Origin of the sequence: Nocardia huaxiensis (genome assembly GCF_013744875.1) — a bacterium.
In the GTDB taxonomy this organism is placed as follows: domain Bacteria; phylum Actinomycetota; class Actinomycetes; order Mycobacteriales; family Mycobacteriaceae; genus Nocardia; species Nocardia huaxiensis.
Genome location: NZ_CP059399.1, coordinates 742,929 through 768,598, shown reverse-complemented (window position 1 = coordinate 768,598; position 25,670 = coordinate 742,929). Strand labels below are relative to the sequence as shown.

General features: G+C 67.2%; 25 protein-coding genes. 4 read left to right on the top strand and 21 right to left on the bottom strand.

What is annotated here, in order from left to right; translation table 11 throughout:
* Nucleotides 1–130: 130 nt before the first annotated feature.
* From H0264_RS03490 to ftsH, 19 genes are all read right to left on the bottom strand, one after another.
* Complete coding sequence (locus H0264_RS03490; protein ID WP_181582620.1) at nt 131–2,680, bottom strand: ATP-dependent Clp protease ATP-binding subunit; 2,550 nt, start codon at nt 2,678–2,680, stop codon at nt 131–133.
* Between the two features lie 242 nt (nt 2,681–2,922).
* On the bottom strand, nt 2,923–3,882 hold the full coding sequence (locus H0264_RS03485) for an esterase/lipase family protein (RefSeq protein ID WP_181582619.1): 960 nt from the start codon (nt 3,880–3,882) through the stop codon (nt 2,923–2,925).
* A gap of 188 nt (nt 3,883–4,070) precedes the next feature.
* A complete protein-coding gene (locus H0264_RS03480) occupies nt 4,071–4,637 on the bottom strand; it encodes an anthrone oxygenase family protein (protein ID WP_181582618.1) in 567 nt (188 codons plus the stop codon).
* A 127-nt stretch (nt 4,638–4,764) separates the two neighbouring features.
* Nucleotides 4,765–5,325 carry an FHA domain-containing protein gene (locus tag H0264_RS03475; protein WP_231087219.1) on the bottom strand — a complete coding sequence of 187 codons (561 nt, stop codon included), beginning with the start codon at nt 5,323–5,325 and terminating at the stop codon, nt 4,765–4,767.
* 262 nt (nt 5,326–5,587) lie between these two features.
* Nucleotides 5,588–5,950 (bottom strand): histone-like nucleoid-structuring protein Lsr2, encoded by a 363-nt coding sequence (locus tag H0264_RS03470; protein ID WP_181582616.1) that lies wholly within the window; start codon nt 5,948–5,950, stop codon nt 5,588–5,590.
* 117 nt (nt 5,951–6,067) lie between these two features.
* On the bottom strand, nt 6,068–7,534 hold the full coding sequence (lysS, locus tag H0264_RS03465) for a lysine--tRNA ligase (protein WP_181585265.1): 1,467 nt from the start codon (nt 7,532–7,534) through the stop codon (nt 6,068–6,070).
* Between the two features lie 165 nt (nt 7,535–7,699).
* Nucleotides 7,700–8,122 carry a rhodanese-like domain-containing protein gene (locus H0264_RS03460; protein WP_181585264.1) on the bottom strand — a complete coding sequence of 141 codons (423 nt, stop codon included), beginning with the start codon at nt 8,120–8,122 and terminating at the stop codon, nt 7,700–7,702.
* 5 nt (nt 8,123–8,127) lie between these two features.
* Nucleotides 8,128–8,748, bottom strand: coding sequence for a cysteine dioxygenase (locus H0264_RS03455; RefSeq protein WP_181582615.1), 621 nt, complete (start codon nt 8,746–8,748; stop codon nt 8,128–8,130).
* Nucleotides 8,749–8,995: 247 nt separating this feature from the next.
* Complete coding sequence (locus H0264_RS03450) at nt 8,996–9,793, bottom strand: type III pantothenate kinase (protein WP_181582614.1); 798 nt, start codon at nt 9,791–9,793, stop codon at nt 8,996–8,998.
* 37 nt (nt 9,794–9,830) lie between these two features.
* On the bottom strand, nt 9,831–10,250 hold the full coding sequence (gene panD / locus H0264_RS03445; RefSeq protein WP_181582613.1) for an aspartate 1-decarboxylase: 420 nt from the start codon (nt 10,248–10,250) through the stop codon (nt 9,831–9,833).
* Nucleotides 10,251–10,263: 13 nt separating this feature from the next.
* Nucleotides 10,264–11,187, bottom strand: coding sequence for a pantoate--beta-alanine ligase (gene panC, locus H0264_RS03440; protein WP_181582612.1), 924 nt, complete (start codon nt 11,185–11,187; stop codon nt 10,264–10,266).
* Nucleotides 11,187–12,191 carry a Rossmann-like and DUF2520 domain-containing protein gene (locus H0264_RS03435; RefSeq protein ID WP_244976095.1) on the bottom strand — a complete coding sequence of 335 codons (1,005 nt, stop codon included), beginning with the start codon at nt 12,189–12,191 and terminating at the stop codon, nt 11,187–11,189. Before H0264_RS03435 ends, panC begins: the two co-directional genes overlap by 1 nt.
* A gap of 197 nt (nt 12,192–12,388) precedes the next feature.
* A complete protein-coding gene (locus tag H0264_RS03430) occupies nt 12,389–13,456 on the bottom strand; it encodes a DUF6779 domain-containing protein (RefSeq protein ID WP_181582610.1) in 1,068 nt (355 codons plus the stop codon).
* A 69-nt stretch (nt 13,457–13,525) separates the two neighbouring features.
* Entirely contained in the window at nt 13,526–13,996 is a 471-nt protein-coding gene (locus H0264_RS03425; RefSeq protein ID WP_231083921.1) for a DUF3180 domain-containing protein, read from the bottom strand.
* Nucleotides 13,993–14,529 carry a 2-amino-4-hydroxy-6-hydroxymethyldihydropteridine diphosphokinase gene (gene folK / locus H0264_RS03420; RefSeq protein ID WP_181582608.1) on the bottom strand — a complete coding sequence of 179 codons (537 nt, stop codon included), beginning with the start codon at nt 14,527–14,529 and terminating at the stop codon, nt 13,993–13,995. Before folK ends, H0264_RS03425 begins: the two co-directional genes overlap by 4 nt.
* 13 nt (nt 14,530–14,542) lie before the next feature.
* Nucleotides 14,543–14,920, bottom strand: a complete 378-nt coding sequence (gene folB / locus H0264_RS03415; protein WP_181582607.1) for a dihydroneopterin aldolase — start codon at nt 14,918–14,920, stop codon at nt 14,543–14,545.
* The gene (gene folP / locus H0264_RS03410) at nt 14,917–15,924 is read right to left on the bottom strand and encodes a dihydropteroate synthase (protein ID WP_181585263.1); all 1,008 of its coding nucleotides are present in this window, start codon (nt 15,922–15,924) and stop codon (nt 14,917–14,919) included. Before folP ends, folB begins: the two co-directional genes overlap by 4 nt.
* Nucleotides 15,925–15,935: 11 nt before the next feature.
* Nucleotides 15,936–16,556, bottom strand: coding sequence for a GTP cyclohydrolase I FolE (folE, locus tag H0264_RS03405; protein ID WP_181582606.1), 621 nt, complete (start codon nt 16,554–16,556; stop codon nt 15,936–15,938).
* 212 nt (nt 16,557–16,768) lie between these two features.
* A complete protein-coding gene (gene ftsH, locus H0264_RS03400; protein ID WP_181582605.1) occupies nt 16,769–19,147 on the bottom strand; it encodes an ATP-dependent zinc metalloprotease FtsH in 2,379 nt (792 codons plus the stop codon).
* A gap of 361 nt (nt 19,148–19,508) precedes the next feature.
* On the opposite strand from ftsH, the gene H0264_RS03395 reads away from it, so the two are divergent.
* Nucleotides 19,509–20,393 carry a hypothetical protein gene (locus tag H0264_RS03395; protein ID WP_231083919.1) on the top strand — a complete coding sequence of 295 codons (885 nt, stop codon included), beginning with the start codon at nt 19,509–19,511 and terminating at the stop codon, nt 20,391–20,393.
* A gap of 24 nt (nt 20,394–20,417) precedes the next feature.
* Here H0264_RS03395 and H0264_RS03390 read toward each other — a convergent pair whose 3' ends face one another.
* On the bottom strand, nt 20,418–21,308 hold the full coding sequence (locus tag H0264_RS03390) for a DUF1266 domain-containing protein (RefSeq protein ID WP_181582603.1): 891 nt from the start codon (nt 21,306–21,308) through the stop codon (nt 20,418–20,420).
* A gap of 117 nt (nt 21,309–21,425) precedes the next feature.
* On the opposite strand from H0264_RS03390, the gene H0264_RS03385 reads away from it, so the two are divergent.
* Nucleotides 21,426–21,689, top strand: coding sequence for a DUF2277 domain-containing protein (locus tag H0264_RS03385; RefSeq protein WP_181582602.1), 264 nt, complete (start codon nt 21,426–21,428; stop codon nt 21,687–21,689).
* A 7-nt stretch (nt 21,690–21,696) separates the two neighbouring features.
* On the opposite strand, the gene H0264_RS03380 is transcribed toward H0264_RS03385, so the two are convergent.
* Nucleotides 21,697–22,950, bottom strand: a complete 1,254-nt coding sequence (locus tag H0264_RS03380) for a PucR family transcriptional regulator (protein ID WP_181582601.1) — start codon at nt 22,948–22,950, stop codon at nt 21,697–21,699.
* A 152-nt stretch (nt 22,951–23,102) separates the two neighbouring features.
* On the opposite strand from H0264_RS03380, the gene H0264_RS03375 reads away from it, so the two are divergent.
* Both H0264_RS03375 and H0264_RS03370 read left to right on the top strand, forming a co-directional pair.
* Nucleotides 23,103–24,746 (top strand): aldehyde dehydrogenase family protein, encoded by a 1,644-nt coding sequence (locus H0264_RS03375; protein WP_181582600.1) that lies wholly within the window; start codon nt 23,103–23,105, stop codon nt 24,744–24,746.
* A complete protein-coding gene (locus tag H0264_RS03370) occupies nt 24,746–25,579 on the top strand; it encodes an SDR family oxidoreductase (protein WP_181582599.1) in 834 nt (277 codons plus the stop codon). Before H0264_RS03375 ends, H0264_RS03370 begins: the two co-directional genes overlap by 1 nt.
* The last annotated feature ends 91 nt before the right edge of the window (nt 25,580–25,670 follow it).

Genomic DNA, 25,670 nt, shown 5'->3' with positions numbered 1-25,670 from the left:
TTTCATCGGATGACTCGTTTCGAGCATCCGTGAAGAGACTGTCCGGCCGCCACTGATTTTCGGGTCCCGGTATGCGGAAGCCCCGCCCACCACGAGGATGAGCGGGGCTTCCGTGGTCGAACCTGCCGGATTACTCGCCGGCCGCGGCGGCCGGAGCGTCACCGGCGACGGCGACGACCGGCTCCTCGGCGGGAGCATCCTTCTTGGTCAGCTTGGCCTTGGCGGTGAAGGTGAACTTCGCCGCCTCGCCCTGGCCTTCGCCGTCCCAGTTCTCGACATCCACCACGACGACCTGACCGGCGCCGAGCTCGCCGAAGAGGATCTTCTCCGACAGCTGGTCCTCGATCTCGCGCTGGATGGTGCGACGCAGCGGGCGCGCGCCGAGCACCGGGTCGAAGCCGCGCTTGGCGAGCAGGCTCTTGGCCTTCTCGGTCAGCTCGATCTCCATGTCCTTGTTCTTCAGCTGCTTGGCGACGCGGCCGATCATCAGGTCCACCATCTGGATGATCTGATCCTGGGTCAGCTGGTGGAAGACGATCACGTCGTCGATGCGGTTGAGGAACTCGGGGCGGAAGTGCTTCTTCAGCTCGTCGTTCACCTTGAGCTTCATGCGCTCGTAGTTCGAGCCCTCGACATTGCTCTGGGCGAAGCCGAGGCCGACCGCCTTCGAGATGTCGGAGGTACCGAGGTTCGAGGTGAAGATCAGCACCGTGTTCTTGAAGTCGACCGTGCGACCCTGGCCGTCGGTCAGGCGGCCGTCCTCGAGGACCTGCAACAGGGTGTTGTAGATCTCCTGGTGGGCCTTCTCGATCTCGTCGAACAGCACGACCGAGAACGGCTTGCGGCGCACCTTCTCGGTGAGCTGGCCGCCCTCCTCGTAGCCGACGTAGCCCGGAGGGGCGCCGAACAGACGCGAGGCGGTGAAGCGGTCGTGGAACTCGCCCATGTCGATCTGGATGAGCGCGTCGTCGTCGCCGAACAGGAAGTTCGCCAGCGCCTTCGACAGCTCGGTCTTACCGACACCGGACGGACCGGCGAAGATGAACGAGCCCGACGGACGCTTCGGATCCTTCAGACCGGCACGCGTGCGGCGGATGGCCTTGGACACGGCCTTGACCGCATCCTCCTGGCCGATGATCCGCTTGTGCAGCTCGTCCTCCATGCGGAGCAGACGGGTGGTCTCCTCCTCGGTGAGCTTGAACACCGGGATACCGGTCCAGTTGGCCAGCACCTCTGCGATCTGCTCGTCGTCGACCTCGGCCACGACGTCCAGATCACCGGAGCGCCACTGCTTTTCGCGTTCCTGACGCTTGGCGACGAGCTGCTTCTCCTTGTCGCGCAGGCGCGCGGCCTTCTCGAAGTCCTGCGCGTCGATGGCGCTTTCCTTCTCGCGGCGGGCATCGGCGATCTTGTCGTCGAACTCGCGCAGGTCCGGCGGCGCGGTCATGCGGCGGATGCGCATGCGGGCGCCGGCCTCGTCGATCAGGTCGATGGCCTTGTCCGGCAGGAAGCGGTCGTTGATGTAGCGATCGGCCAGGGTGGCCGCCGCGACCAGCGCCGCATCGGTGATCGAGACGCGGTGATGCGCCTCGTACCGGTCGCGCAGACCCTTCAGGATGTTGATGGTGTGCTCGACCGTCGGCTCGCCCACCTGCACCGGCTGGAAACGACGCTCCAGCGCGGCATCCTTCTCGATGTACTTGCGGTACTCGTCGAGGGTGGTGGCGCCGATGGTCTGCAGCTCACCGCGAGCCAGCTTGGGCTTGAGGATGGAGGCCGCGTCGATCGCGCCCTCGGCCGCGCCCGCACCCACCAGGGTGTGCAGCTCGTCGATGAACAGGATGATGTCGCCGCGGGTGTTGATCTCCTTGAGCACCTTCTTCAGGCGCTCCTCGAAATCACCGCGGTAGCGGCTGCCCGCGACCAGGGAACCCAGGTCGAGGGTGTAGAGCTGCTTGTCCTTGAGCGTCTCCGGCACCTCGCCGTTGACGATGGCCTGAGCGAGACCCTCCACGACGGCGGTCTTACCGACGCCGGGCTCACCGATCAGGACCGGATTGTTCTTGGTGCGACGGCTCAGCACCTGCATCACGCGCTCGATTTCCTTCGAGCGGCCGATGACCGGGTCGAGCTTGCCCTCGAGGGCGGCCTGGGTCAGGTTGCGGCCGAACTGATCCAGCACCAGCGAGGTGGACGGGGTGCCCGTCTCGCCGCGGGTACCGGACTCGACCGGCTCCTTGCCCTGGTATCCGGACAGCAGCTGGATGACCTGCTGGCGCACGCGGTTCAGATCCGCGCCCAGCTTGACCAGCACCTGCGCCGCGACACCCTCACCCTCGCGGATCAGGCCGAGCAGAATGTGCTCGGTGCCGATGTAGTTGTGGCCGAGCTGCAGCGCCTCGCGCAGGCTCAGCTCCAGCACCTTCTTGGCCCGCGGCGTGAAGGGGATGTGACCGGACGGCGCCTGCTGGCCCTGCCCGATGATCTCCTCTACCTGCGAACGCACACCCTCCAGCGAAATCCCCAGCGACTCCAGCGACTTCGCGGCGACACCCTCACCCTCGTGAATGAGGCCAAGCAGGATGTGCTCGGTGCCGATGTAGTTGTGGTTGAGCATCCGGGCTTCTTCTTGGGCCAGGACAACGACCCGCCGTGCACGGTCGGTGAACCTCTCGAACATCGCTCCCTCACTTCCTGCTCCGCTATCAACGGCATCCGGCGCTTCAGTGCCTATGACTGACGCCAGCCTGCCATGAAGCCCTGGGGTTGCATCCCCCGCCTCCACTCTAGTTGGCAGGGGTCACGCACGTCGTCCGTCCACCCTATTGCGAACAGGCGACAACGTGACTCATTCATCCATAACGGGCCTGTAGCCGGGTTCGTTTCCGACCCGGCTACGCCCACAGCGAACAGCGCCGCGAGCTACCCGGTGAAGGGCGGGATGAACTCACACGGAACCGGTCGCGGATGCGCCGGATCGAGGGCGTTGAGCGCGTACGCGGCGGCCCGGGGACTGCCCGCGATGGCCAGATGCTCGGAGAAATCGGCCGGGCAACCGTCCTGCACCACGATGTTCACCGTATTCGGGCCCTCGACCAGACCGCTCGTGTACGGGTAGGCGATCTCGTCGTACACGGTGGCGATATTGGTGTAGCGGACGCCGGGGGCATAGACGCCGTCGGCGTTCGCCTCCCGCATGTAGGCCGATCCGCCCATGATCTCGCTGCACGGCATGCAGATTCCGCCGGAGACCATGCTGTCCAGATCCTCGGCCGCGACGCCCAGCCGCTGCCCGATGGTGCGCCAGACGTCCATCTGCTCGCCGTACGCGCCCAGCCACGGGCCCGCGATGGAGACGAATGCGCCGACCTTGCCCGCGCCTTCCGGGCTCTTGGCGAAGTAGTTGCCGACCAGACTGCCCTGCGAGTGGCTGATGAAGTCCACCTGCCCGGCTCCGGTCGCGGCCAGCACGCTGTTCACGAAAGTCGTGACCTGCGCGGCACTTTCGGACAGCGGGCGCATACCGCCCATGGCCGACAACGGCCAGGGCACATCCAGCGCGCCGTAGGTGAGCGCGAAGACGCAGTAGCCCTCATTGGCCAGCAGCGGGACGTACGCGCCCCAATTGGTCTGGGCGCCACCGGCGGTGCCGTGCAGCAGCACCACCGGATTCGGATGCGCGGCGCTGGGGCGGCAGGACCAGTCGTTGGAGCCGGGCAGGGAGCCGCCCGGATTCGCGAGCTCGTAGGGAATGCCCGCGAAGAAGTTGTAGTCGACGGGATATTCCGCCCGCGCGGTACCGCTCACTGTGGCCCATAACGCGGTGAGAACCGCCAGAACCAGCACTGATCGCGGCACGCGCCGTTGACGCAGCCGTTGCATGAACCCCTCCAAATTGAAACGCGTTTCGGGCAATGTAACGGGGGAACATCGCAGTTGACGGCCGTACCAGCGGGTAACTATTACAACGCGTTACTCCAACAATTCGGCTACGGCCCACAGATGGGCTCCGGAAACGCGAAAACGCCCGCCGCGAGATGCGGCGGGCGCTTCGGCGAAACCGGCGGGCGCTACCGGGCCCAGTTCTGCGCGGCCGCGACCGGAGCCGCGGACTGCACCGGCCCCTGCGCCTTCGCCTCACCGCGCTGCATACCGGACACGAACAGCGCGCCGCAGAGCACCAGGAAGGCCAGGCCGTGCAGCACGCCGCGGACGATATTCCAACGCACCCAGGAGGATTCGAACTGGGCGCGCACCGCGGCCAGATCGGTGATCTGCGCCGGGTCACCGGCCGCGGCCAGCTGGTCGTTGAGCGGCACGTTCAGGCCCGAGGTCACCGCGAAGGCGATCAGATTGAGCACCAGGCCGACTCCGATCCAGATCAGCGTGGCGCGCTGGTCCTTGCCCAGGTGCAGGGCCGCCGCCAGGATCGAGAAACCGACGGTGCCCATGAACCCGATCATGAACACCGGATTGATGATCACCACGTTGATGCGCTGCATCACGTCGATCATGGTGCGATCGTCGACCTGGTTCAGCGCCGGCATGACCGAATTCGCGTAGCCGTAGAACAGTCCCGCGATCAGGCCCGTGGACAGGATCGCGGCCACCAGGGCGGCAATGCGAAGCGCGTTCATCTCTATCTCCTGACTGACTTGCTCCCGAAAACCTCGGGGGATCAACTGTTTACAGTCAACCGCCCGGGAGCGCAGCACAACATCGCTGAAACGCTCGAGCGCATCAGCGAGCGTCCAGGTCAGGGATTCAGAGGTCGCGTTCGGAGATGACGCCGGACTGCATGGCCAGGTTCGCCAGCCGCACCCGCTTCTGGTTCTGCGGCAGATCCTCCACACCGAACTTGGCGAACAGGGCGCGCAGATGCGTCTTGATGGCATCCACGCTCAGGAACAACTCCGCCGCGATCTGCTGATTGGAGGCCGGGGAGGCGAAACCGTCATTGCCGCGCAGCGGGCGGCACAGCGCCACCAGCACCGAGCGCTGGGTTTCGGTGAGCGAGCGCAGCGTGGGCAGGCCGCCGGTGGAGGTCTGCGTGATATCGCCTGCGGCGCCGGAGAAGTCGTGGAAGGTGACCCGCGAGGTGCCCATGCGGATCACGTCGCCCGGTTGCAGCCGATGGCGGCCGACCAGGCGATCCCCGTTGACGAAAGTGCCGTTGCGGGAAAGCCCGTCGTCGACGATGGTCCAGTGCGCGCCCAGGTATTCGGCGGTCGCGTGCAGCCGGGACACCTCGACGTCCCAGAACAGCGACAGATCGGCCTGCGGGGAACGGCCGATGGTGATGCGCTGCTGGTCAGGGGTCAGCATCAGCTCGTGCTGACGCCCCTCGTGGTCTTTGACTCGCAAGAACGATCCGTGGAAAGCGGTCACTGCGCCGATACCTCTTCTCTCAACCCAGCCAGTGACATCGTTCGCACAGTTTCAATGGTGCCTGGCAGTTCGGGCACGAGCAAGATCGCACCTTACAGATGGGCAGTGCATACCCATGACAGTTATACGCAAAGCGTATGAATAAACCACTGCCGCCCGGGTTCGCACGAAACACCCGAGCGGCAGTCGCAAAGAGCAACTAGTTCTTCGCCGCAGCCTTGTTGTAAGCCTCGGTGATATCTGCCGAGATGCGCCCACGAGCCGACACCTTGTGTCCATTACGGCGAGCCCATTCACGAATCGCCGCACTTTGTTCGCGATCGATGGAGACCCGGCTCTTCGGCCCGGCCGTCCCGGCCGGAGCCGTCTTGGTGCGCCGGCGACCACTCACCCGGCGCGCGTTGGAAACCCAGGGCTCCAGCCCGTCCCGCAGCCTGGCCGCATTCTCGGTCGACAAGTCGATCTCGTACGAGACGCCATCGATAGCGAACTCGATGGTCTCGTCCGCGATGGACTCACCGTCGACATCGTCGATCAAGCTAACGGTGACCTTCTTTGCCATGAGATGAACGTCCTCTCGAAATCGTGCGACCCGCATAGTCAGGCCGATTACCCGACGCCAGAATACCGCGAATTCCGATAGTCCCAGAACGGGGATCGGCAATGCAATCCAGCGAACTCAACGAGCCGATGGACGCACAATTGGAAAGAGTATCGTTTCCCGGATTCCGTGGCCAGTCAGGGCCATCAGCAAACGATCCATACCCATACCGGTTCCGGTCGTCGGCGGCATACCGTGCTCCATCGCGGCAAGGAAGTCCTCGTCCAGGCGCATGGCTTCGTCATCACCGGCAGCGGCCAAACGCGCCTGATCCACAAACCGTTCGCGCTGGATGACCGGATCGACGAGTTCCGAATAGCCCGTGGCCAGTTCGAAGCCGCGCACGTAGAGGTCCCACTTCTCGGTAACCCCGGGCTTGCTCCGATGCTGGCGCGTGAGCGGCGATGTCTCAACCGGGAAGTCGCGGACGAAAGTCGGTGCGTACAGCTTGTCGCCGTACACGTGTTCCCAAAGTTCTTCCACGAGTTTGCCGTGGCCGTAGCCCTTGTCCTGCGGAATTTCCAGACCGACTCGTTCGGCGAGTGCCAGCAATTCCGGGACGGTCGTTTCCGGAGTGACCTCCACACCGATCGACTCCGACAGCGACGGGTACATCTCGACCGTCGCCCACTCACCGGACAGATCGTATTCGGTGCCATCCGCGAGGGTGACGACCTGAGTGCCGTACACCTCCTGCGCGACTTCCTGGATCAATTCCCGGATCATCTTCGCGGAATCGTCGTAGGTTCCGTACGCCTCGTAGGTTTCCAGCATTGCGAACTCCGGGGAATGCGTGGAGTCCGCGCCCTCGTTGCGGAAGTTCCGGTTGATCTCGAAGACCTTGTCGATACCGCCGACCACCGCGCGCTTGAGGAACAGCTCCGGCGCGATGCGCAGGTACAGATCCATGTCCAGGGCATTGGAGTGCGTCACGAACGGCCGAGCCGCGGCGCCACCGTGCAGGGTCTGCAGCATGGGCGTCTCGATCTCCAGGAAGTCCCTGCGCTCCAAGGCATTTCGCAGCGCGCGCATGACCTTCACGCGGGTGCGGGCCATGGTGCGGGCGTCCTCGTTCACCACCAGATCGACATAGCGCTGGCGGACGCGGGACTCCTCGCTCATCTCCTTGTGCGCGACCGGGAGCGGACGCAGCGACTTGGCCGCCATGGACCAGGAATCGGCCATGACGCTCAATTCACCCGTGCGGGAGGCGATCACCGCGCCGTGCACGAAAACGAAGTCACCGAGGTCCACATCGGCCTTCCAGGCCGCCAGGGATTCCTCGCCGACACCGTTGAGGCTGATCATCGCCTGCAACTTGGTGCCGTCGCCCTCCTGCAGCGTGGCGAAGCACAGCTTGCCGGTATTGCGCATGAAAATGACGCGGCCGGCCACACCGACCTGTACGCCCGTCTCGGTTCCCGGTTCCAGATCCGGGAACTGCGCGCGAATTTCGGCGAGAGTATGGGTCCGCGGCACCACCACCGGATAGGCCTCGCGGCCCTCCGCCAGCAACCGCTCCCGCTTCTCCCGGCGAATCCGCATCTGCTCCGGGACATCCTGCTCGACGGGGTTCGCGGCGCGCGTTTGCCCAGCAGATGCCTTGTTGCTACCGGTAGAAGTGGGGTTGGGGGTGCTCACGGGGTTCTAGCCTACTGGGCGTCGGAAACTCTTTTTTCCGCCGCCCTACCCCAACTCCCGGGGAGCCTCTCACACCCAGGCGAGTGTGGCTACTTCACGCTGAAAGTGCGGTGCGGCGGCCGCGACGGTCAACAAACCGGCCGCTTTCAATGCGTGGTAACCGCCGATCAGATCGGTGGCGCGACGCAGGCCCAGCTGCTGCAAAGAGGCCGCTGCAAGGCTCGAGGTGTAACCCTCGGAGCAGACGATGATCCATTCCACATCATGGTCGGCGGCCAGCGCCAAACGCGCCGAGGAGGACGGATCCAACCGCCATTCCAGGACATTTCGCTCGATCACCAGGGCGCCCGGAATGGTGCCCTCGCGCTGGCGCTGCGCCTGCGGCCGAATATCGACCAGAATCGCGCCCCGGGCGATGGCCTGCGGCAATTCCACCGGCAGCAGCCGGCGCAGCGCCGCCCGCGCCTGGGTGAGCATGCCGTCGATCGTCATGTGCGTCATTGGAGTTCGCCTTCGGGCTGATCGGTCAGGACGGAACGGGTGCGCCGCAGGGTGCCGTGGCCGGTGACCTCGTAATAGGACATGGCCGTCAGCGGCGGGGAATAGGCGTGCACGCTCAGAGTGGGATCGAGGGGGCCGACAATGCCCGCCTCCTCGGCGGGCGCGCGCACCACGTCGTGCACCCAGCCGAGCGGGAAAGAAGCCTGGTCACCGGCGGCCAGCGTGCGGCGGCGCAATTCGGTGCCGTTCCAGCGGAATTCGTTGAGCGCCCCGGAGAGAACGGTCAGCGCGCCCAGCGAGCCCGCGTGATCGTGCAGTTCGGTGGCCTTCTCCGGCACCCAGGAGATGAGCCACACGTCCACCTCGTCGTCGGCGACAAGCCTTACGGCCCAGCGCTTTTCGGTGGGCCACAGCCCGTCCTCGGGGAGCAGGTGATCGTAGCGGCCGGCCAGCACGTCCTCGGCGCCCTCGTCGGTGAGACGCAGCAGGTCGGCGGGACGCAGCCGGGTGGGGAGAGCGGAGGCGGTGGCCCGCTCGGTCACCTCGGGCAGCAGGCGCGAGGTACCCGGAGTACGGGCGGTGTCATCGACAGATAGGGAGAATAAAGAGGAACGCATGAGCGAAACTCCAGGAATTGTGTATGTGGTCGGGGGCTATACGAAGCCTCGACGACCGTCGAGGCGAATCAGCCTCGACAACACTCCTGGGTGCTCATGCGGAAATACACGAGCGCGAGTTTAACAGTGCGCCGCCGCGAAGCAATAGGGCCCCGCGGCGACGACTGGGTCACAAACCTTGCGGTCCGCCCACCCGTCGCCCACCAACCACCCTCCACCGAGGCCCTGCGGGCCGCCACCATCATTTTCAGCGGGCGCGGCTGCGCAGTTGATTGCGCTCGTACACCAGCCGCAGGCCATCCAGCGTCAGATGCGGCTCGTGATGGTCGATGGTCTCCGACTCCGGCACGATCAACGGCGCCGAAGCACCCGTCGCCACCACGGACACGTCCTCACCGGAGAAGGCGTCGAACTCGTCGCGAATGCGGTCGATCAGCCCGTCCACCAGACCCGCGAAACCGAAGATCGCCCCCGACTGCATGCACTCCATGCTGTTCTTGCCGATCACCGAGCGCGGGCGGGCCAGCTCGGCGCGGCGCAGGGCGGTGCGCTCCACCAGCGCCTCCATGGAGATCTCCACGCCCGGCGCGATGATGCCGCCCAGGAACTCGCCCTTGGCCGACACCAGATCCACGCAGATGGCGCTGCCGAAATCCACCACGATCGACGGATTCTTGAAACGGTGATAGGCGGCCAGGCAATTCACGATGCGGTCCGCACCGACCTCCTTCGGATTGTCCACCAGCAGCGGAATACCGGTGCGCACACCGGGTTCCACCACCACATTCGGGACATGACCCCAGTAGCGGGACAGCATCTCACGCAGTTCACGCAACACCGGCGGCACCGTGGACAGCGCCGCCACACCCGTCACCTGCTCGGCGTCGGCGCCGACGAGACCGCGCACCTGCATGGCGAACTCGTCGGCGGTCATCAGCGGATTGGTGTGCATCCGCCACTGTTTCGCCAGCTTGGCGTGGTCACCGCTGCCGGTGAACAGCCCTAGTTCGATGCTGGTGTTGCGGACGTCGATGGTCAGCAACATATGGCTGGGTCCGTTCTCGAAGGTCGGACGGAAGGGCTCAGTTGAAGGCGAGCGTGCGCGGCGAGACGAGATCGGAACCCTCGGGCGCGTGCGCCGGATCCGAGCCCAGCTCCACCTGCCGGTTGCGGTCGTCGACGAACACCACGCGCGGGCTGTACTCCTTCAGCTCCGCCTCGTCCAGCATGCCGTAGGCGATGAGGATCACCAGATCACCCGGATTCACCAGATGCGCTGCGGCGCCGTTGATTCCGATCACACCCGAGCCGCGCTCACCGGCGATGATGTAGGTCTCGAGGCGAGCGCCGTTGGTGATGTCGACAATGCAGACCTGCTCGCCCTCGAGCAGATCGGCGGCGTCCAGGAGGTCCTGGTCGACGGTGACGGAACCGACATAGTGCAGATCGGCGTGAGTCACCGTGGCGCGGTGGATCTTCGACTTCATCATGGTGCGCAACATGGCGGGCGCCTTCCTAGAGGGTTGCCTGGGCAGGCTGATCGGGAGTCGTGGGATGGCCGTCGATCGGGACTCCGAGCGTGACGGGCATGTTGTCGATGAGACGGGTGCTGCCGACGCGCGCGGCGACCAGCAGGCGGGCATTGCCGGTCGTCGGTTCACCGAAATCGGCGGACCGCAGGGCCAGATAATCCAGTTCGATCTCGGGCGCCGTGTCGAGGACCGCACGCGCGGTCGCGAGCACAGCCTCCGCGCCCAGACCCTGCGAGTGGCGGCCCGCGATGAGCGCGGCCGAGAGGGTGGCGGCCAGCTCACGCTGCTCCGGATCGAGGAAGCGGTTGCGTGAGGACTTGGCCAGACCGTCCTCCTCGCGGACGGTGGCGACCGGACGGATCTTCAGATCGAAGTTCAGGTCCCGCACCATCTGCCGGATCAGGGCCAGCTGCTGGTAGTCCTTCTCACCGAAGAACGCCTCGTGCGGGCGGCAGATATTGAACAGCTTCGCCACCACGGTCAGCACGCCCGCGAAATGCCCTGGGCGATGGGCGCCTTCGAGAATGTCGCCGAAGGGACCGGCCTGCACCGTGGTGCGCGGGCCGTCCGGGTACATGTCATTGGCGGACGGGGCGAACACCAGCTCGACGCCCTCGCCGCGCAACAGTTCGACATCGGCGTCGAGGGTGCGCGGGTACTTGTCGAGGTCCTCGTTCGCGCCGAACTGCAAGGGGTTCACGAAGATCGACACCACGACGACCTGATTGGTGCGCTTGGCCAGCCGCACCAACTCCAGGTGACCCTCATGCAGCGCACCCATGGTGGGCACCAGCGCGACCTTGCGGCCGACGGACCGCAGCGCGTTCACGACCTGCGTGACCACGGCCGGATCATGCAGCACCGTCAACTCGCCGGGCTTGTAGGTGCCACGAAGTTTCGGGTCCATCAGTGTCCTTTCTCCGGCCGATCGGGGCCTTCCGTGGTTACGCTGCGCTGCCGCCTCCAGGCCTGACCGCTCGGCCGGGGTCCTTCCAGAAGATCGAGCAGATCAGGATTGGTGCGCGCGCGCTCGGCGCTGCGCAGCGACTGCGCGCGATAGCCGGCGGCCAGCTTGGGATCGAGGGCCTCGAGCGCGTTCAGATGCGCGGCGACGGCTTCCACATCGCCGCGGGCGACGGGACCGGTCAACGCGGCCGGGCCACGACGCAGGGCATTGTCCAGCGCGGCCGAGGCCAGCGGGGCCAGCATGCGTTCGGCCAGGCCGTTCGGCTGATCGTCGACCACCTGCTGACCCATCAGGCCCGGTCCCGCGAGGGCGGCGCGCAGGGCTTCGACGGCGTCCACGATGAGCGTGACCAGGTGATTGCTGCCGTGCGCGAGGGCCGCGTGATAGAGGGTGCGGTTCTCCTCCGCGACTTTGACCGGCTCCCCGCCCATTTCGATCACCAGCGACTGGGCGATGGCGTAGCCGATCTCGTCGGCGGCGGTGATCCCGAAGCAGGCGTTGGCGAGTCGCGCCACATCCTCGTCGTGGCCGGTGAAGGTCATGGCCGGATGGATGGCCAGCGGCAGCGCGCCCAGCGCGGTGAGCGGCGCGAGAATGCCGACGCCGTTCGCGCCCGAGGTGTGCGCCACGATGGTGCCCGGACGCACCGCGCCAGAGGCCGCCAAACCCGAGATGAGACCGGCCAATTCGCTGTCCGGCACCGCGAGGATCAGCAGCTCGCTGCGGGCGGCCACCTCTTCGGCGGGCAGGATCCGGGAATCCGGGAGCCTAGTCTCGGCCCGCCGGACCGACGCATCCGAAATAGCGGAAACGCCGAATACGACATGGCCGGCACGCTCCAGTGCCACACCCACCGCGGATCCGACGCGTCCCGCCGAGACGATTCCCACCGTCAGTCGTGCAGGCGCGGGGTCGGTTCCACGGACATCAATGTCCGGGGTCACCCTTGTCCTCTCGAAGTTTCGTTCCAGTCCCGCATGGCGGGTACCGGACGTTACCGCCCGAGAATATCCGTCCCGATACGACGCGGCCATCCTCTGTGGGATGAACCACTCTCGTTGGGGCTCTCAGGGGCTTCGCCCCCGAACCCCCTCGAGATTTCGGGGCTTCGCCCCGGACCCCCGAAGGTCGCTGGGCGCGATCAGCGGCCGGACTCTGAGCGGAGGTTGGCCATGATCTCGGCTACGGAGAGCTGGCCGGTGCTTTCGCTGTCCTCGTCGGCGCGGCGGCGACGGCGGGAGCTGGCGGTGCCCATGGGTGTGGCCGGCGCCGGGGCGGGCGCGGCAGGGCCCGCGCCATTGCCGTTGCGGGGGACCGACGGATCGGTGGGGGTGTTGCCGGCCGGGTGTTCGGTCTCGAACCATGGGACCTGCTGGAGGGGTTCGGGGCCGTGGATGGGTTCGGTGTGGCGGGTGTTGGGGGACTGTGCGGGCGGTGTGGCGTCGACGGTCGGCGGGGCCGGTTCCGGGTGGTGCTGGGTGAATTCGTGGCGAACCTCGACGCGTTCGGTTTTCTCGACGATCTCGGTGACCACGATGGAGGTTTCGGCGGTGACCGGATCGTCGTAGGGGGTGGCGAAGACGGGGGGTTCGGGATGGTCGGCGTCGAAGACAGGGGTGACGCGGCCGCGGATGTCGTCCCCGAGGGGAGCCGACCAGGGGTCCCAGGGCTCTTCGCCGGAGTCCGCGTTGTGCCAGTTATCGTTCGCCGGATTCGCGGAGCCGGAGCCGTCTCGGGCCGGGAGTTCTTGGACGCGAACGGCATCCGCGCGCAGGGCCGGGCGGTCGAAGGGCAGGTCGCCCTCGAAAAGGCGCTGCAGGCTCTCGCGGAGCACGGTGAGTTCGGCGCGCAGGGCCGCCATTTCCTCGGCGTCGGCGCCGGTTTCGCGGCGGATGCGGGCTTCCACGCCGAGCTCGTATTCGCGGCGGGCAGCAACCTCGCGTTCCAGCTGGAGTTGGTAGACCTTCTGCAGGTCACCCACTTTCGCCTTGTCTATGGCCGATTCCCTGCGAAAACGGGTCGCGGCGAGGGCTCCGATGGCAGCGGCCCAGAGGGCGGTCACCAGGCCGACGCGCACCATTTGCACGTTGTCGCTGAAGACCAGGAAAATGCTGGCAACCAGACCGAGAAGAAGCAGTACGCCGGTGAAGAACTTTCCCGCGTCCTCCCGCCGTCGACGGGAAGTACTGCTACGGGAGGGTGAAACCATGTCAGCCAGCGTAGCTTGATCTTCCGGCCGTGGCTCCCACCTCGCAATAGAACATCGCCAAAGTGTTAGCTAAGAGGTAGCTGCTTCATCGGGCGGGTCGATCGGTGCGCGACAGCAATATTCCAGCCACAATGCCGCCGCCACCAGCGCCAGCCCCGCCACCAGACCCACCACCGCACCCGGGGTGTCCGCGGCGGCCGCACTCAGATCCGAACGCTTGGGCAGCAGCCAGATCAGGAACCCCAGCCAGATGCCGCCCACCAGCGAACCCACCTGCGCCGACGCCTTCGCCAGCGCCACCGCTCGCGCGGCCGTGATCGGATGCAGTTGCCGCCCATCGTTGCCCACGCCGCGGTTCTCCACCCGCGACCGAATCACGAAGGCGAGCACCACCTCCAGCACCGCCACCGGCAGCAGCGAGGCCCCCGAGAACACCGAGATCGGCGGGAAACTCGAATACGCGGCATTGGTGGCCACCCACGCCACGAACGCCGCCAGCAGGACGTTCAAACACAGATCGAGCACCCGGGTCGGCTTCACAGCACACGCCATCCCAGCGAAAGCTCGGTGCGGCGAACGCCTTCCACCTCGGCGGCATCCAGCGCGGCCAGGAATTCGCCGACGGGGCGCGTGGCACCGGCCACCTCGAGCAGCGCACCGGGCTCCACCTCCAGCCACGGCACCAGCACGAAGGCGCGATGGTGCGCCTGCGGATGCGGGAGGGTCAGCGTCGGGTCGGCACTGCGCACCGGCATCATCGCGGCCTGGCGGCGCTGCGCCGCCCACACCACGTCCACGTCGAGAGTCCTTGCACCCCAGCGCACTTCACGCACCCGCTCGGCGGCCTGCTCGAGTTCCTGCCCGAGCTTCAGCCAGTCGCTGGGCTCCAGCGCCGGATCCTCGGCCACCAGCACCGCATTCAGGTAGTCCTGCTGCGGCACACCGCCCCACGGCGGCGTCGAATACACCGACGACACGGCCACCAGCCGCGGTCGCAATGCCTCCACCACACTGCGCAGATGCGCGAGCCGATCGCCGAGATTGGATCCGATCGACAGAACTACCCGACTCACCAACGCCTCCGGTTCACGACGACGGGACCTCACGACGACGAGACGTGATCACGCGAACATCCTCGAAGGTATGCGGAATCGGCGCGGAAGGCTTGTGCAGCACCACTTCCACCGCGTGCACCCGCGGATCCCCCATGATCTCGTCGGCCAGCTCCGACACCACCGTCTCGATCAGATTCCGCGGCTGTCCCGACACGATCCGCACCACGTCATCGGCCAGCTCGCCGTAATGAATGGTGTCGGAGATGTCATCGGATTTCGCCGCGGCCGAAAAGTCGGTCCACAGCGTCACATCGACCACGAATTCCTGGCCGTCCCGCTTCTCGAAATCGAAGACTCCGTGATGGCCATAGATCTTCAGCCCCCGCAGCTCAATCCGGTCAGTGCTCAAAGCCGGTCTCCCTGAATGTCGCTCGCGGACAGATCATCGTCCGTGGCCGCACGCATGTGCAGGTCCACCCGCAGTACGTCGGAACCGGTCGCGGCCGCACGTTCCAGGCGGTACTTCTCCCGCACTCGCGCCGCGGCCCGCGTGGACGCGTCGGCCACGGCGATGGAGTCCAGGGAGGCGCGCACATCGTGCACCCGCACACCCCACGCACCGTGCTCGGCGGCGAGCGCGGAGATGGTAGCGGTGGCGATCTCGCGGCCGTCCGGCGAACGCGGACCGTCCGAATCCGCCAGCAGCGTACCGAGGAACCGCTTGCGCGAGGCACCGATCAGCACCGGCAGATAGTCCGACATCTCGGTCAGACCGGCGAACAGCGCACCCAGCAGTTCCCAGTTGTGCTCGGCGTTCTTTGCGAAGCCCAAGCCGGGATCCAAGATCAGATTTTCGAAGGCGACGCCCCCGGCTAGAGCCGCGTCGACCTGGTCGTGTAGTTCGTACCAGACCCGACGCACCACATCGTCGTACTGTTCGGCCGGGCCGGTGTGCCGGTAGTCAGCATCGGCGCGCCAGTGCATGAGGATCCACGGAACCTTGGCTGCTGCAACGACTTTCACCATGTCGGCGTCGGCGCGACCGCCGGAGACGTCGTTGACCATGGTGACGCCGGCCTCGAGGGCGGCCTCGGCGACGCTGGCGCGCATGGTGTCGACGCTGGTCGGGACACCGGCCGCCGCGAGTTCCCGGATCACCGGAACCACCCGTGCCGCTTCGATTTCCGGGTCGACGCGGACCGCGCCCGGCCGGGTGGATTCACCACCGACATCGACGATGTCCGCACCCATCTCGTACAGCTCGAGCCCATGCGCGACGGCCAGGCCCGGATCCAGGTAGCGGCCGCCGTCGGAGAACGAGTCGCTGGTCACGTTGACCACGCCCATGACGACCGTGGAGCGGCCACCGCGGGGAACAACCAATCCGGTCCCCCGCGTACCGCTTTCGGTCATGGTCGGTGCGCTCACTTTCGCAGGATGAGGTCCAGGGCCTCGGCGCGGGAGGCGGCGTTGGTTTGCAGCAGGCCGCGCACGGCCGAGGTGGTGGTGCTGGCGCCGGGCTTGCGGATGCCGCGCATGGCCATGCATAGATGCTCGGCCTCGACCACGACGATGGCGCCGCGCGGGTCGAGCTTCTTCATGACGGCGTCGGCGATCTGGGAGGTGAGGCGCTCCTGCACCTGCGGGCGCTTGGCGTAGAGGTCGACCAGGCGGGCCAGTTTGGACAGGCCGGTGACGCGGCCGTGCGGGCCGGGGATGTAGCCGACGTGTGCGACGCCGTGGAAGGCCACCAGGTGGTGTTCGCAGGTGGAGTACATGGGGATGTCGCGCACCAGGACGAGTTCCTGGTGGCCCTCGTCGAAGGTGGTGTTGAGCACCTCCGAGGGGTCGGTGTAGAGACCCGCGAACATTTCCTTGTAGGCGCGCGCGACGCGGGCCGGGGTATCGGCGAGCCCGGGGCGATCCGGGTTCTCACCGACCGCGAGCAGCAGTTCGCGCACGGCGGCCTCGGCCCGCTCCTGGTCGAACGGCCGACCGGTGTCGAGCGCGATCGGGCCGGAGACGACGTGGTTGTTGGCCGACAATCGACACCTCCTAGTTGAATTGCCGCGCTGTCGGGCGGCATTCGCGGCTGCCGATCACCCGGATCCGCCCGTCCCCGGGTGTCGAGGCACCGGGGTCGGGCCGGACCGAGCCGGGCCGCGAACCGTACTGCGGTGGCGACGGCCGGACCGTCGCCTGCCCACGTGCCCGAATAGCTCGGATCGCGAACCCTATGAGGTTATCCGGACCGGCGTCAGCGCCGACCGTTCGGTCCGTCCCAGTCGTTCTTCTCGTCGTCACCGTGCGCCGGATCCGGCTGCTGGCCGTAACCCGGCTGCCCGTACTCCGGCTGCTGGCCGTACTCGGGCGGCTGCTGGTAGCGGGAACCACCGGCCGGAGCCCAGCCGCCGTACGACGGCCGCTGCCCGGCCGGGGGCTGCTGCTGCTCGTCCTCCTGCGGCGGCCAGCCCGGCGCGGACCAGCCGGCCGGAGCGCCGTAATCGGGCCGCGAACCGTGCGTGCCACCGCGCTGCGGGTAGCCGCCCGAGGACGGCACCGGGTAGCCCGCGGGCGCGGGCGCCGGGTAGCCGTAACCGGGCTGCGGGGCCTGGTAGCCGCCGGTGTCGGGGGCGTAACCGCCATTGGCGGGCGCGGGCTGCGCGGCCCGCAGCGGGCGCGCCGGCTCCTCCGGCCACGGCTCACCGCGTTCGGCGGCCAGCTCGCGCGGCGTCTTCACCGGCGGGCGGTCCGACGGCACGCGGTCGCCGAAATCGTTGAAAGCCGTGATGCGCGGGCGCTTTTCGACGGTGGCGAGCACCTGCTCGAGTTCCTTGCGGTGCAGCGTCTCCTTCTCCAGCAGCGCGGTCGCGAGCGCGTCGAGTTCGTCGCGGTACTCGTTGAGCACCGACCACGCCTCGGTGTGCGCGGCCTCGATGAGGTTGCGCACCTCCTCGTCGATCTCGCGGGCCACCTCGTGCGAGTAGTCCGAGCTCATGCCCATGGACCGGCCCAGGAACGGGTCGCCCTGCTCCTGCCCGTAGCGGACCGCGCCGAGGCGCGCGCTCATGCCGTATTCGGTGACCATGGCGCGAGCGGTCTTGGTGGCCTGGTCGATATCCGACGACGCACCGGTGGTGGGCTCGTGGAACACGAGCTCCTCGGCGGCGCGGCCACCCATCGCGAACACCAGGCGCGCAATCATTTCCGAGCGCGTCATGAGGCCCTTGTCGTCCTCGGGCACGGTCATGGCGTGACCGCCGGTGCGGCCGCGCGCCAGGATGGTGACCTTGTAGACGGGCTCGATATCCGGCATCGCCCAGGCGGCCAGGGTGTGGCCGGCCTCGTGGTAGGCGGTGATCTTCTTCTCGTGCTCGCTGATGATGCGGGACTTGCGCCGGGGGCCGCCGATGACGCGGTCGACCGACTCCTCGAGTGCCGCACCGGTAATGACATTGCCGTGCTCGCGCGCGGTGAGCAGCGCGGCCTCGTTGATGACGTTGGCGAGATCGGCACCGGACATGCCGACGGTGCGCTTGGCCAGACCCTCGAGGTCGGCGTCGGGTGCGATCGGCTTGCCCTTGGAGTGCACCTGGAGAATCGCGCGGCGACCCGCGAGATCCGGGTTGCCCACCGGGATCTGGCGATCGAAGCGACCCGGGCGCAGCAGCGCGGGATCGAGGATGTCGGGCCGGTTGGTGGCCGCGATGATGATGACGCCGGTGCGCTCACCGAAGCCGTCCATCTCGACGAGCAGCTGGTTCAGCGTCTGTTCCCGCTCGTCGTGACCGCCGCCGAGGCCCGCGCCGCGCTGGCGGCCGACCGCGTCGATCTCGTCGACGAAGATGATGCAGGGGCTGTTCTGCTTGGCCTGGTCGAACAGGTCGCGCACTCGCGAAGCGCCGACGCCGACGAACATTTCCACGAAGTCCGAACCGGAGATGGTGAAGAACGGCACCCCGGCCTCACCGGCGACGGCGCGGGCGAGCAGCGTCTTACCGGTTCCGGGCGGGCCGTACAGCAGCACGCCCTTCGGGATCTTCGCGCCCAATTGCTGGTAGCGCGAAGGGTTCTGGAGGAAGTCCTTGATCTCGTAGAGCTCTTCGACGGCCTCGTCCGCACCGGCCACATCCGCGAAAGTGGTCTTGGGCATGTCCTTGGACAGCTGCTTGGCCTTCGACTTGCCGAAGCCCATCATGCCGCCGCGTCCGCCGCCCTGCATACGGGCCATGACAAAGATGAAAAGGCCCAGCAGGATGATCATGGGCAGCATGAACAGCAGGATCTGGCTGAGCCACGAGTCCTGCTTCACGCTGGTGTTGACCTTCGCGCCGGTGGCCTGCGCGGCCTGGAAGATCTGCTGCGAGATCTCACCGCCGCCCGGGTACTTCGCGAGGATCTGGGTCTTGCCGTCGGTGGCGTCGTTCCCATTGTTCAGCGTGATGCGGATCTGCTGCTCTTTGTCGTCGATCTGAACCGACTTGACATTGCCTTTGTCCTGGAGCTGGGAGAGCGCCACCGACGTGTCGACGCTCTGCCAGCCGCGCGTGTCATTGCTGAAGTAGCTGACCAGGTAGATCACGAGCAGGAAGCCCGCGACTATGGCCAGGTTGCGGAACACAGTCTTGCGGTTCATAGAGCGTCGGCCGGCGGGCCAGTCCTTTCCGGGGGGTGTGTCCGGGGTCGTACAACAACCATGAGCATGCCTGCGATGCTTGGTGGCGCGCCCGTTCCGGCGAACGGATGCGGACAAGCCACGTTACCCCGTAGGGTCGAGTCGTAACATCGCGCAGTTCAGCAGTTAGTGCAGTTCGACAGATCAACGGCTGGAGAACGCGGGTGGTTCCCCGACCATCTGCGGCAACACGTCGGGACGATCACCCCCTGGTGTCGGACCGAGTGGTCACAATCATGGCATGGTCGTCCTATCGTGAGTGACGACACAACAGAGCGCAGGGGGTATGGACATAGTCGAGCTACGGACACCCACAGCGATAGTGCGTCATGGCAACGGGCGTTTGACGGTGCTGCGGCCCGGAACGGACGGCGAGCGGGTGCTCGACGTGCCGGTCGGCGATCTCCTCAAGGTGCGGCTCAACCGGCGCGCCGATGACGCGGTCGTCATCGAGATCTATCTGCGCTACCCCACCCCGGTGCTCACCGGCGTCCCCGCCGACCGGACCCCGCTGCCCGTGCTCATCGCCGAACACGATGTGCCCGCCGCGACGGTGATCGTCGAGCGGATCAACAGCCAGATCCTGGCCACGCAGCGGCTCGACGTCGCGTCCCCGGATCTCACCCCGCCCACCCCGTCCTGGGGCCGCAGCGGGCCGACCCGCGCCGACGTGGACCGCGCCGTGCGCCGCATGACCCCGCGCCGGGATGCGAAATCGGCTGTGGCAGCACTGCATCGGTATGTCACGCCCGAGGAATACGTGCTGGAGACCGCGGTGGTCACCGCGCGCCCGCCGGCCGCCAAGGGCACCGGACTGCTGGCCGTCACCACCACGCGATTGATCTTCGTCTCGCTGGGTTCCACCAAGCGTTTCGCGCACGAGCTACCCGTGGCGGCACTGCTGTGGGGGCGCACGACCGACGAATCCGGTCTGGCGCCGGGCGAATACGGCGTCGAGGTCAACGACGGCAATCAGACCTGGTATTTCACCGGGGAGGACCGCACCGATATCGACCGCATCGCCGGTGGCCTGAATTTCGCCATTCAACGCGAATCCGCCGACGGCGCAGCCGGTCCCGCCGATCCGGGCGTGTCGAAGCTGTACGCCGAATGGGAACTACTGGTCGAGCGGCATTCGCTCGGCATGGTCGACGACGCACAATTCCAGCGTTACGGACGCGGCATCCTCCGGTCCCTGCCGGATTAGACCGCGCCGCAACGACGAGAGCGGCTACTCCGCAGTGGTTTCGCCCGCGGGAGCTTCCCCCGGAGGGGTTTCACCGGCCGGGGGCTCCGGCATTTCCTCCGGCTGCAACGAAATTCGCCGCCACGGGCTGGTGGGCCGGGTCCACAGGCGCAGCAGTTCCATGCGCCGGTCGACGCCGCCGGATTTGAGTTCGGCCAGATCCTCGCACGCCTGCCAGTAGGTCCAGCCGGCCAGGTAGGCGTCGCCGAACTGCCGCCAGTTGCGGTATTTGCGCTGCGCCGGGGGCAGGGCGCGCATGAGGTAGTCCCAGGCCACATCGGCCTCGAGGTAACCGGCCGTGTAGGCCATGCGGGCGACCGCGACCACCCGGGCCAGATCCCAGGCCTGGATGTCGGTGGGCAGCGGGCGCACCAGATGTTCGGTGAGCCCGAGTTTGATGGCCTGCGACCAGATGTCGTAATCGCGGACCAGCGCTTCGGGGTTCTCCATGCCGCGGAAGGAACCGACCTGCCGCAGGAAGGCGCGATGCCGGTCGGCGCGCTCGCCGAAGCGATCCCGTTCCGGGGAGTTGATGGCGGCCATGACGAGCGGATGCACCAGCGCGTAGAGCGGACCGTGCATGCCCTCCAGCAGTTGCTCCATGGATGCCATGGCCTCGGTGCCGTCGGTGATCCCCCACGCGCCGGTGAGGGTGTCGATGGCGAGTTCGCGGCGGTCGCCGAGCGGATGTTCGCGTTCGGGGCCGAGCAGCAGGGCGTCGTGGAAGGCGTCCCAGCGCGCGGAGTAGAAGCCGCCCAGCGATAGAGCGCGCAGTTCCGAGTCGGAAACCTGCGCGCCGGACCAGTGGTCGTCCTCGCGTTGGTCGAGCTCCGGGTAAGGGAAGGTCGTCAGCGTCGGAACGTCGCGGGCGGGCATGCAGCCGAGTCTAATTGCCTATCCGCTTCGCTCTGGGAAACTCATGGCTATTGGCTCTCGAGCAAGTGTCTGATTTGGCCTGTCATAGTGGGTTATCGGGCGCTAGCCTCTGGGGGCATGGGTAGGAACATCCATGTTCTGCGCGGGCTCAATCCGCCCGCCACGGAACAGGAAATCTTTGCGGCCGCACAGGAATACGTGCGGACGATCGGCGGAGTGTCGGGTTTGACCACATCCACCAAGGCGGCGGTGGATCGGGCGGTGGCCACCATCGCGGCGGCGACCACCGAACTGCTGGCGGAACTGCCGCAGCGCGGGCTGCCCGCGCCGCCGGAGCCGCCGGAACGACGCGGCATCCGGGAAGTGCCCGACGCGAGCTGAGTGCGGGTCACACACCGTAGGCGGCGACGCAGTCGAGGGCGATCTCCAGGCGGGCGCCGCGCTGATCGAGGGAGTGACCGAGTAGTTCTTCTATGCGCTGAATGCGATAGCGCACGGTGTTCTTGTGTACGCCCAGAGTTTTCGCGGCGGCGTCCGGGCTGCGATTGGCACGCAGGTAGGCGTGCAGGGTTTCGCGCAGGCGGGCCGCCTGGGGTCCGGGGTCGGCGAGGGCGCCCAGTTCCCGCTCGACGAGGGCCCGCATGGCGGCTTCGTCGGCGCCGGCCAGGTAGGCCACCTCCACTTCCGGGTAGTGCAGCACGCGCGGCGAATTCGGTTGCGCGCGTTCGGCTACCTGCCGGGCGGCGACGGCCTCGCGGTGGCTGCGGCGGAAGCCGAGGATGCCCGCGGCGGGGATGCCCACGGTGAGGCGGACCGGCGCTTCCACCGGCCAGTCGCCGACCGGCGGCAGCGCGGTGTCGTCGGAGACAGCGATCCACGCCCACAGTGAGCTGGCCCCCGAGGAGACGGTGAGCACGCCGTCGCCGAAGGCCGTGGCACAGCGGGCAACCACGCGTTCGAGCATGTCGGCGACATCGCCGTCGGGCCGGGGCGCCGATCCCTTCGCCCAGTCCGGGTCCTCGTCGGTCCAGAGCACCAGGGCGAGGTGCCGTCCGCTCAGGCGGTAGCCGAGGCGCGCGCTCGCCTCCTCGATCTCGAGTTCGCCGCCGTCGAGCAGGGCGCGCACGATCTCGCTGCGGCGGGTGAGGGCGGCGCGCAGGCCGCGTTCGCGTTCCTCGGTGTAGGTGCCGGTGAGGGCCTCCACGGAGGTGCCGACCCAGCGGATGGAACGGTCGAAAAGCCGTAGCAGCACGGCTCTTTCGACCTCCTGCGGCAACTGCCGCTGGTTGATGACCTCGGTCATGTAGTCGAGCACCGCCTCCTGCCCGACGTTGTAGATGCGCAGCAGCACCCGCAGATCGTGGCCGCGCCGGGCGATGGTGCGGGCGAAGGCGTGCGCCTCCTCCGGCACCGGGTAGCTCATGTGCTCCTGATTCAGCCCGGCCAGCATTTCGAGGGCGTGGGCGCGGGTGCTGGCCGCGAGATCGCGGCGCATATCGCGGTCGGCGAGCTCGGGGACGCGGGCGACGATGGCATTGTCGAGTCGCGCCACCACCTCTTCGAGGCTGTCGGTGCGCAGGGTTTCCGCGACGAAATCGGCAATCCACTGCCGGACGACCGTAGTATTCGCGGCAGTCGTCATGAGCGCGCCTCCGATTTGTTCCGGCAGCACAAAAGCTGCCGGGATTCTTGACAAATAGCGCCAAGAATGTGCCTGAATCTTGTGTCACGATCATAGTTCGTGAGCTGCCGCACAGCTCGCGGCCGCAACGTAGCGCACGTGGGAGAGCAATCGTGACGAATACCGAACCCGGGGCTGCCCGGAAGGCCCCCGCCCGGAAAGCCGCGCCTAAGCGCAAAACCGCCCCGGCCGAGGCCCCGGAGGCCGCCCTGAGCGCGCCCGCGCCCACCGAGTTCGAGGTCCGCAATCCCGCGACCGGTGAACTCGCGGGCACGGTGCCCATCGATTCGGCCGACGAGGTGGCCGCGAAGGTGCGCGAACTGCGCCTGTACCAGCCGGAGTGGGAGGCCATCGGTCCCGAGGGCCGCAAGGAGTGGCTGCTCAAACTCCAGGACTGGCTGATCGACAACACCGATCGGCTCGCCGACGTGCTGCAGTCGGAAACCGGTAAGGCGCGGGTGGATTCGCTCATCGATCCGGCGTTCTCCATCGACCTCACCGGGTACTACGCCCGTCGAGCCGCGAAATTCCTTGCGGACGAACATCCTTCGCCGCACAGCCCGCTGGCCCGGGTGAAGACGCTGACGACGGTGTTCCGCCCGTACCCGGTGGTCGGTGTCATCACGCCGTGGAATTTCCCGCTGGCCATGCCGGTCATCGATGTGATCCCGGCGCTCGCCGCGGGTGCCGCCGTCATTCTGAAACCCTCTGAGGTGACACCGCTTTCGGCCATGGAGCTGGCACGGGGCTGGCGGGAGATCGGCGCGCCGCCGGTGTTCGCGGTCGTCACCGGCGCGGGCGAGACCGGCGCGGCAGTGGTGAACAATGTCGACTACGTGCAGTTCACCGGTTCCACGCCCACCGGCCGCCGCATCGCCGCCGCCTGTGTGGAGCGGATGATCCCCTACAGCCTGGAGCTCGGCGGCAAGGATCCGGCCATCGTGCTGGCCGACGCCGACCTGGATCGCGCCGCGTACGGTATCGCCTTCGGCGGCATGTTCAATGCCGGGCAGGTGTGCATCTCGGTCGAGCGCGTCTACGTGGAAGCGCCTGTCTACGAAGAGTTCCTGAAGAAGCTGACCGCCGCCGTCAAGGAAGTGCGGCAGGGCGTGGACGGCCGCGAACCCAAGTACGACATGGGCGCGCTGGCCAACGAGAGCCAGGCGCAGATCGTGCAGAAGCATGTCGAGCAGGCGATCGAGTCGGGCGCGCGGGTGCTCACCGGCGGCAAGCGCACGGGCGTGGGCACGCTGTTCGAGCCGACCGTGCTGGCCGATGTCGACCACACCATGACCTGTATGACCGAGGAGACCTTCGGCCCGACGCTGCCGGTCATGAAGGTGGCCGACGAGGCGGAAGCCGTTCGGCTGGCCAATGATTCGATCTACGGCCTGTCCGCGTCGGTGTGGAGCGGCGACAAGGCTCGCGCGGAACGCGTTGCGCGGCAATTGAATGCGGGCGCGGTGAACATCAACGACGTGTTCTCCAATATGTTCAGCTTCGCGCTGCCCATGGGCGGCTGGGGGCTGTCGGGTGTGGGTGCGCGCTGGGGCGGCCCGAACGGGGTGCGCAAGTACTGCCGTCAGCAGGCCATCACCAAGCCGCTGCTGCCCACGCAGACCAAGGAAATGCTGTGGTTCCCGTACTCGCCCGCCAAGCTGGTGTTCGCCATGACGGCCATGCGGGCCGCCGGTGCGCGCGGGCTGCGGCGACTGGGTGTGCAGGACGTGTACAAGACGATCACCGGGGGTAAGTGATGACCGATTTCAGCGGGGTTCGCGGCAAGGTCGTGGTGATCACCGGTGGCGCGCGCGGCATCGGCCTGGCCACCGCCACCGCGCTGCAGGCGCTCGGCGCGAAGATCGCCATCGGCGATATCGACGAGACGACGGTGAAAGAGTCCGGCGCCGCCCGGGGTTTCGAGCTGTACGACAGGCTCGATGTCACCGATCAGCAGTCGTTCGAAGCCTTCCTCGACGAGGTGGAGCGCCGGCTCGGGCCGGTCGACGTGCTCATCAACAATGCCGGGATTATGCCCACCGGGCGGCTGGTGGACGAGCCGGACACCATCACCCGCCGCATTCTCGACATCAATGTGTACGGCGTGATCCTGGGTTCCAAGCTGGCCATCGCGCGGATGCTGCCGCGCGGGCGCGGGCACGTCATCAATATCGCCTCGCTCGCGGGTGAGACGCACATTCCGGGGCTGGCCACCTACAACGCCAGCAAGCACGCGGTGCTCGGATTCACCGACACGCTGCGCGAGGAGTACCGGGGCACCGGGCTGCGCTTCTCGTCGGTGCTGCCGACGCTCACCAAAACCGAACTGGGATCGGGTGTCACGCCGCCGAAGCTGCTGCGACCGGCCGAGCCGGAGGAGATCGCCGACGCCATTGCGAAGCTGATCGTGGAGCCTCGGTCCAAGGTGCGCGTGACCACGGTGGCGGGCGTCATCTCGCAGCTGGTGGGGCTGTTGCCGGAGGCGGTCGGGGATGCGCTGGGCCGCGCGCTCGGTGCGCAGACCGCGTTCCTCGACGATGTGGACACCGCCGGGCGCAAGGCGTACGAGTCCCGCGTGCGCGGCGACTGACCCCGCTCGTCATCCCGGCACGCTTTTGGCCGGGATCCACACCAGCTGCACACCAGCAGGTTTCGTGGATTCCGGCCAAAAGCACGCCGGA

Excerpts from the sequence above, each read along its gene's own strand:
- H0264_RS03490 (WP_181582620.1), bottom strand. The coding sequence starts at position 2,680 with ATGTTCGAGAGGTTCACCGACCGTGCACGGCGGGTCGTTGTCCTGGCC.
- H0264_RS03485 (WP_181582619.1), bottom strand. The coding sequence starts at position 3,882 with ATGCAACGGCTGCGTCAACGGCGCGTGCCGCGATCAGTGCTGGTTCTG.
- H0264_RS03480 (WP_181582618.1), bottom strand. The coding sequence starts at position 4,637 with ATGAACGCGCTTCGCATTGCCGCCCTGGTGGCCGCGATCCTGTCCACG.
- H0264_RS03475 (WP_231087219.1), bottom strand. The coding sequence starts at position 5,325 with ATGCTGACCCCTGACCAGCAGCGCATCACCATCGGCCGTTCCCCGCAG.
- H0264_RS03470 (WP_181582616.1), bottom strand. The coding sequence starts at position 5,950 with ATGGCAAAGAAGGTCACCGTTAGCTTGATCGACGATGTCGACGGTGAG.
- lysS (WP_181585265.1), bottom strand. The coding sequence starts at position 7,534 with ATGCGGATTCGCCGGGAGAAGCGGGAGCGGTTGCTGGCGGAGGGCCGC.
- H0264_RS03460 (WP_181585264.1), bottom strand. The coding sequence starts at position 8,122 with ATGACGATCGACGGCATGCTCACCCAGGCGCGGGCGGCGCTGCGCCGG.
- H0264_RS03455 (WP_181582615.1), bottom strand. The coding sequence starts at position 8,748 with ATGCGTTCCTCTTTATTCTCCCTATCTGTCGATGACACCGCCCGTACT.
- H0264_RS03450 (WP_181582614.1), bottom strand. The coding sequence starts at position 9,793 with ATGTTGCTGACCATCGACGTCCGCAACACCAGCATCGAACTAGGGCTG.
- panD (WP_181582613.1), bottom strand. The coding sequence starts at position 10,250 with ATGTTGCGCACCATGATGAAGTCGAAGATCCACCGCGCCACGGTGACT.
- panC (WP_181582612.1), bottom strand. The coding sequence starts at position 11,187 with ATGGACCCGAAACTTCGTGGCACCTACAAGCCCGGCGAGTTGACGGTG.
- H0264_RS03430 (WP_181582610.1), bottom strand. The coding sequence starts at position 13,456 with ATGGTTTCACCCTCCCGTAGCAGTACTTCCCGTCGACGGCGGGAGGAC.
- folP (WP_181585263.1), bottom strand. The coding sequence starts at position 15,924 with ATGACCGAAAGCGGTACGCGGGGGACCGGATTGGTTGTTCCCCGCGGT.
- ftsH (WP_181582605.1), bottom strand. The coding sequence starts at position 19,147 with ATGAACCGCAAGACTGTGTTCCGCAACCTGGCCATAGTCGCGGGCTTC.
- H0264_RS03390 (WP_181582603.1), bottom strand. The coding sequence starts at position 21,308 with ATGCCCGCCCGCGACGTTCCGACGCTGACGACCTTCCCTTACCCGGAG.
- H0264_RS03385 (WP_181582602.1), top strand. The coding sequence starts at position 21,426 with ATGGGTAGGAACATCCATGTTCTGCGCGGGCTCAATCCGCCCGCCACG.
- H0264_RS03380 (WP_181582601.1), bottom strand. The coding sequence starts at position 22,950 with ATGACGACTGCCGCGAATACTACGGTCGTCCGGCAGTGGATTGCCGAT.
- H0264_RS03370 (WP_181582599.1), top strand. The coding sequence starts at position 24,746 with ATGACCGATTTCAGCGGGGTTCGCGGCAAGGTCGTGGTGATCACCGGT.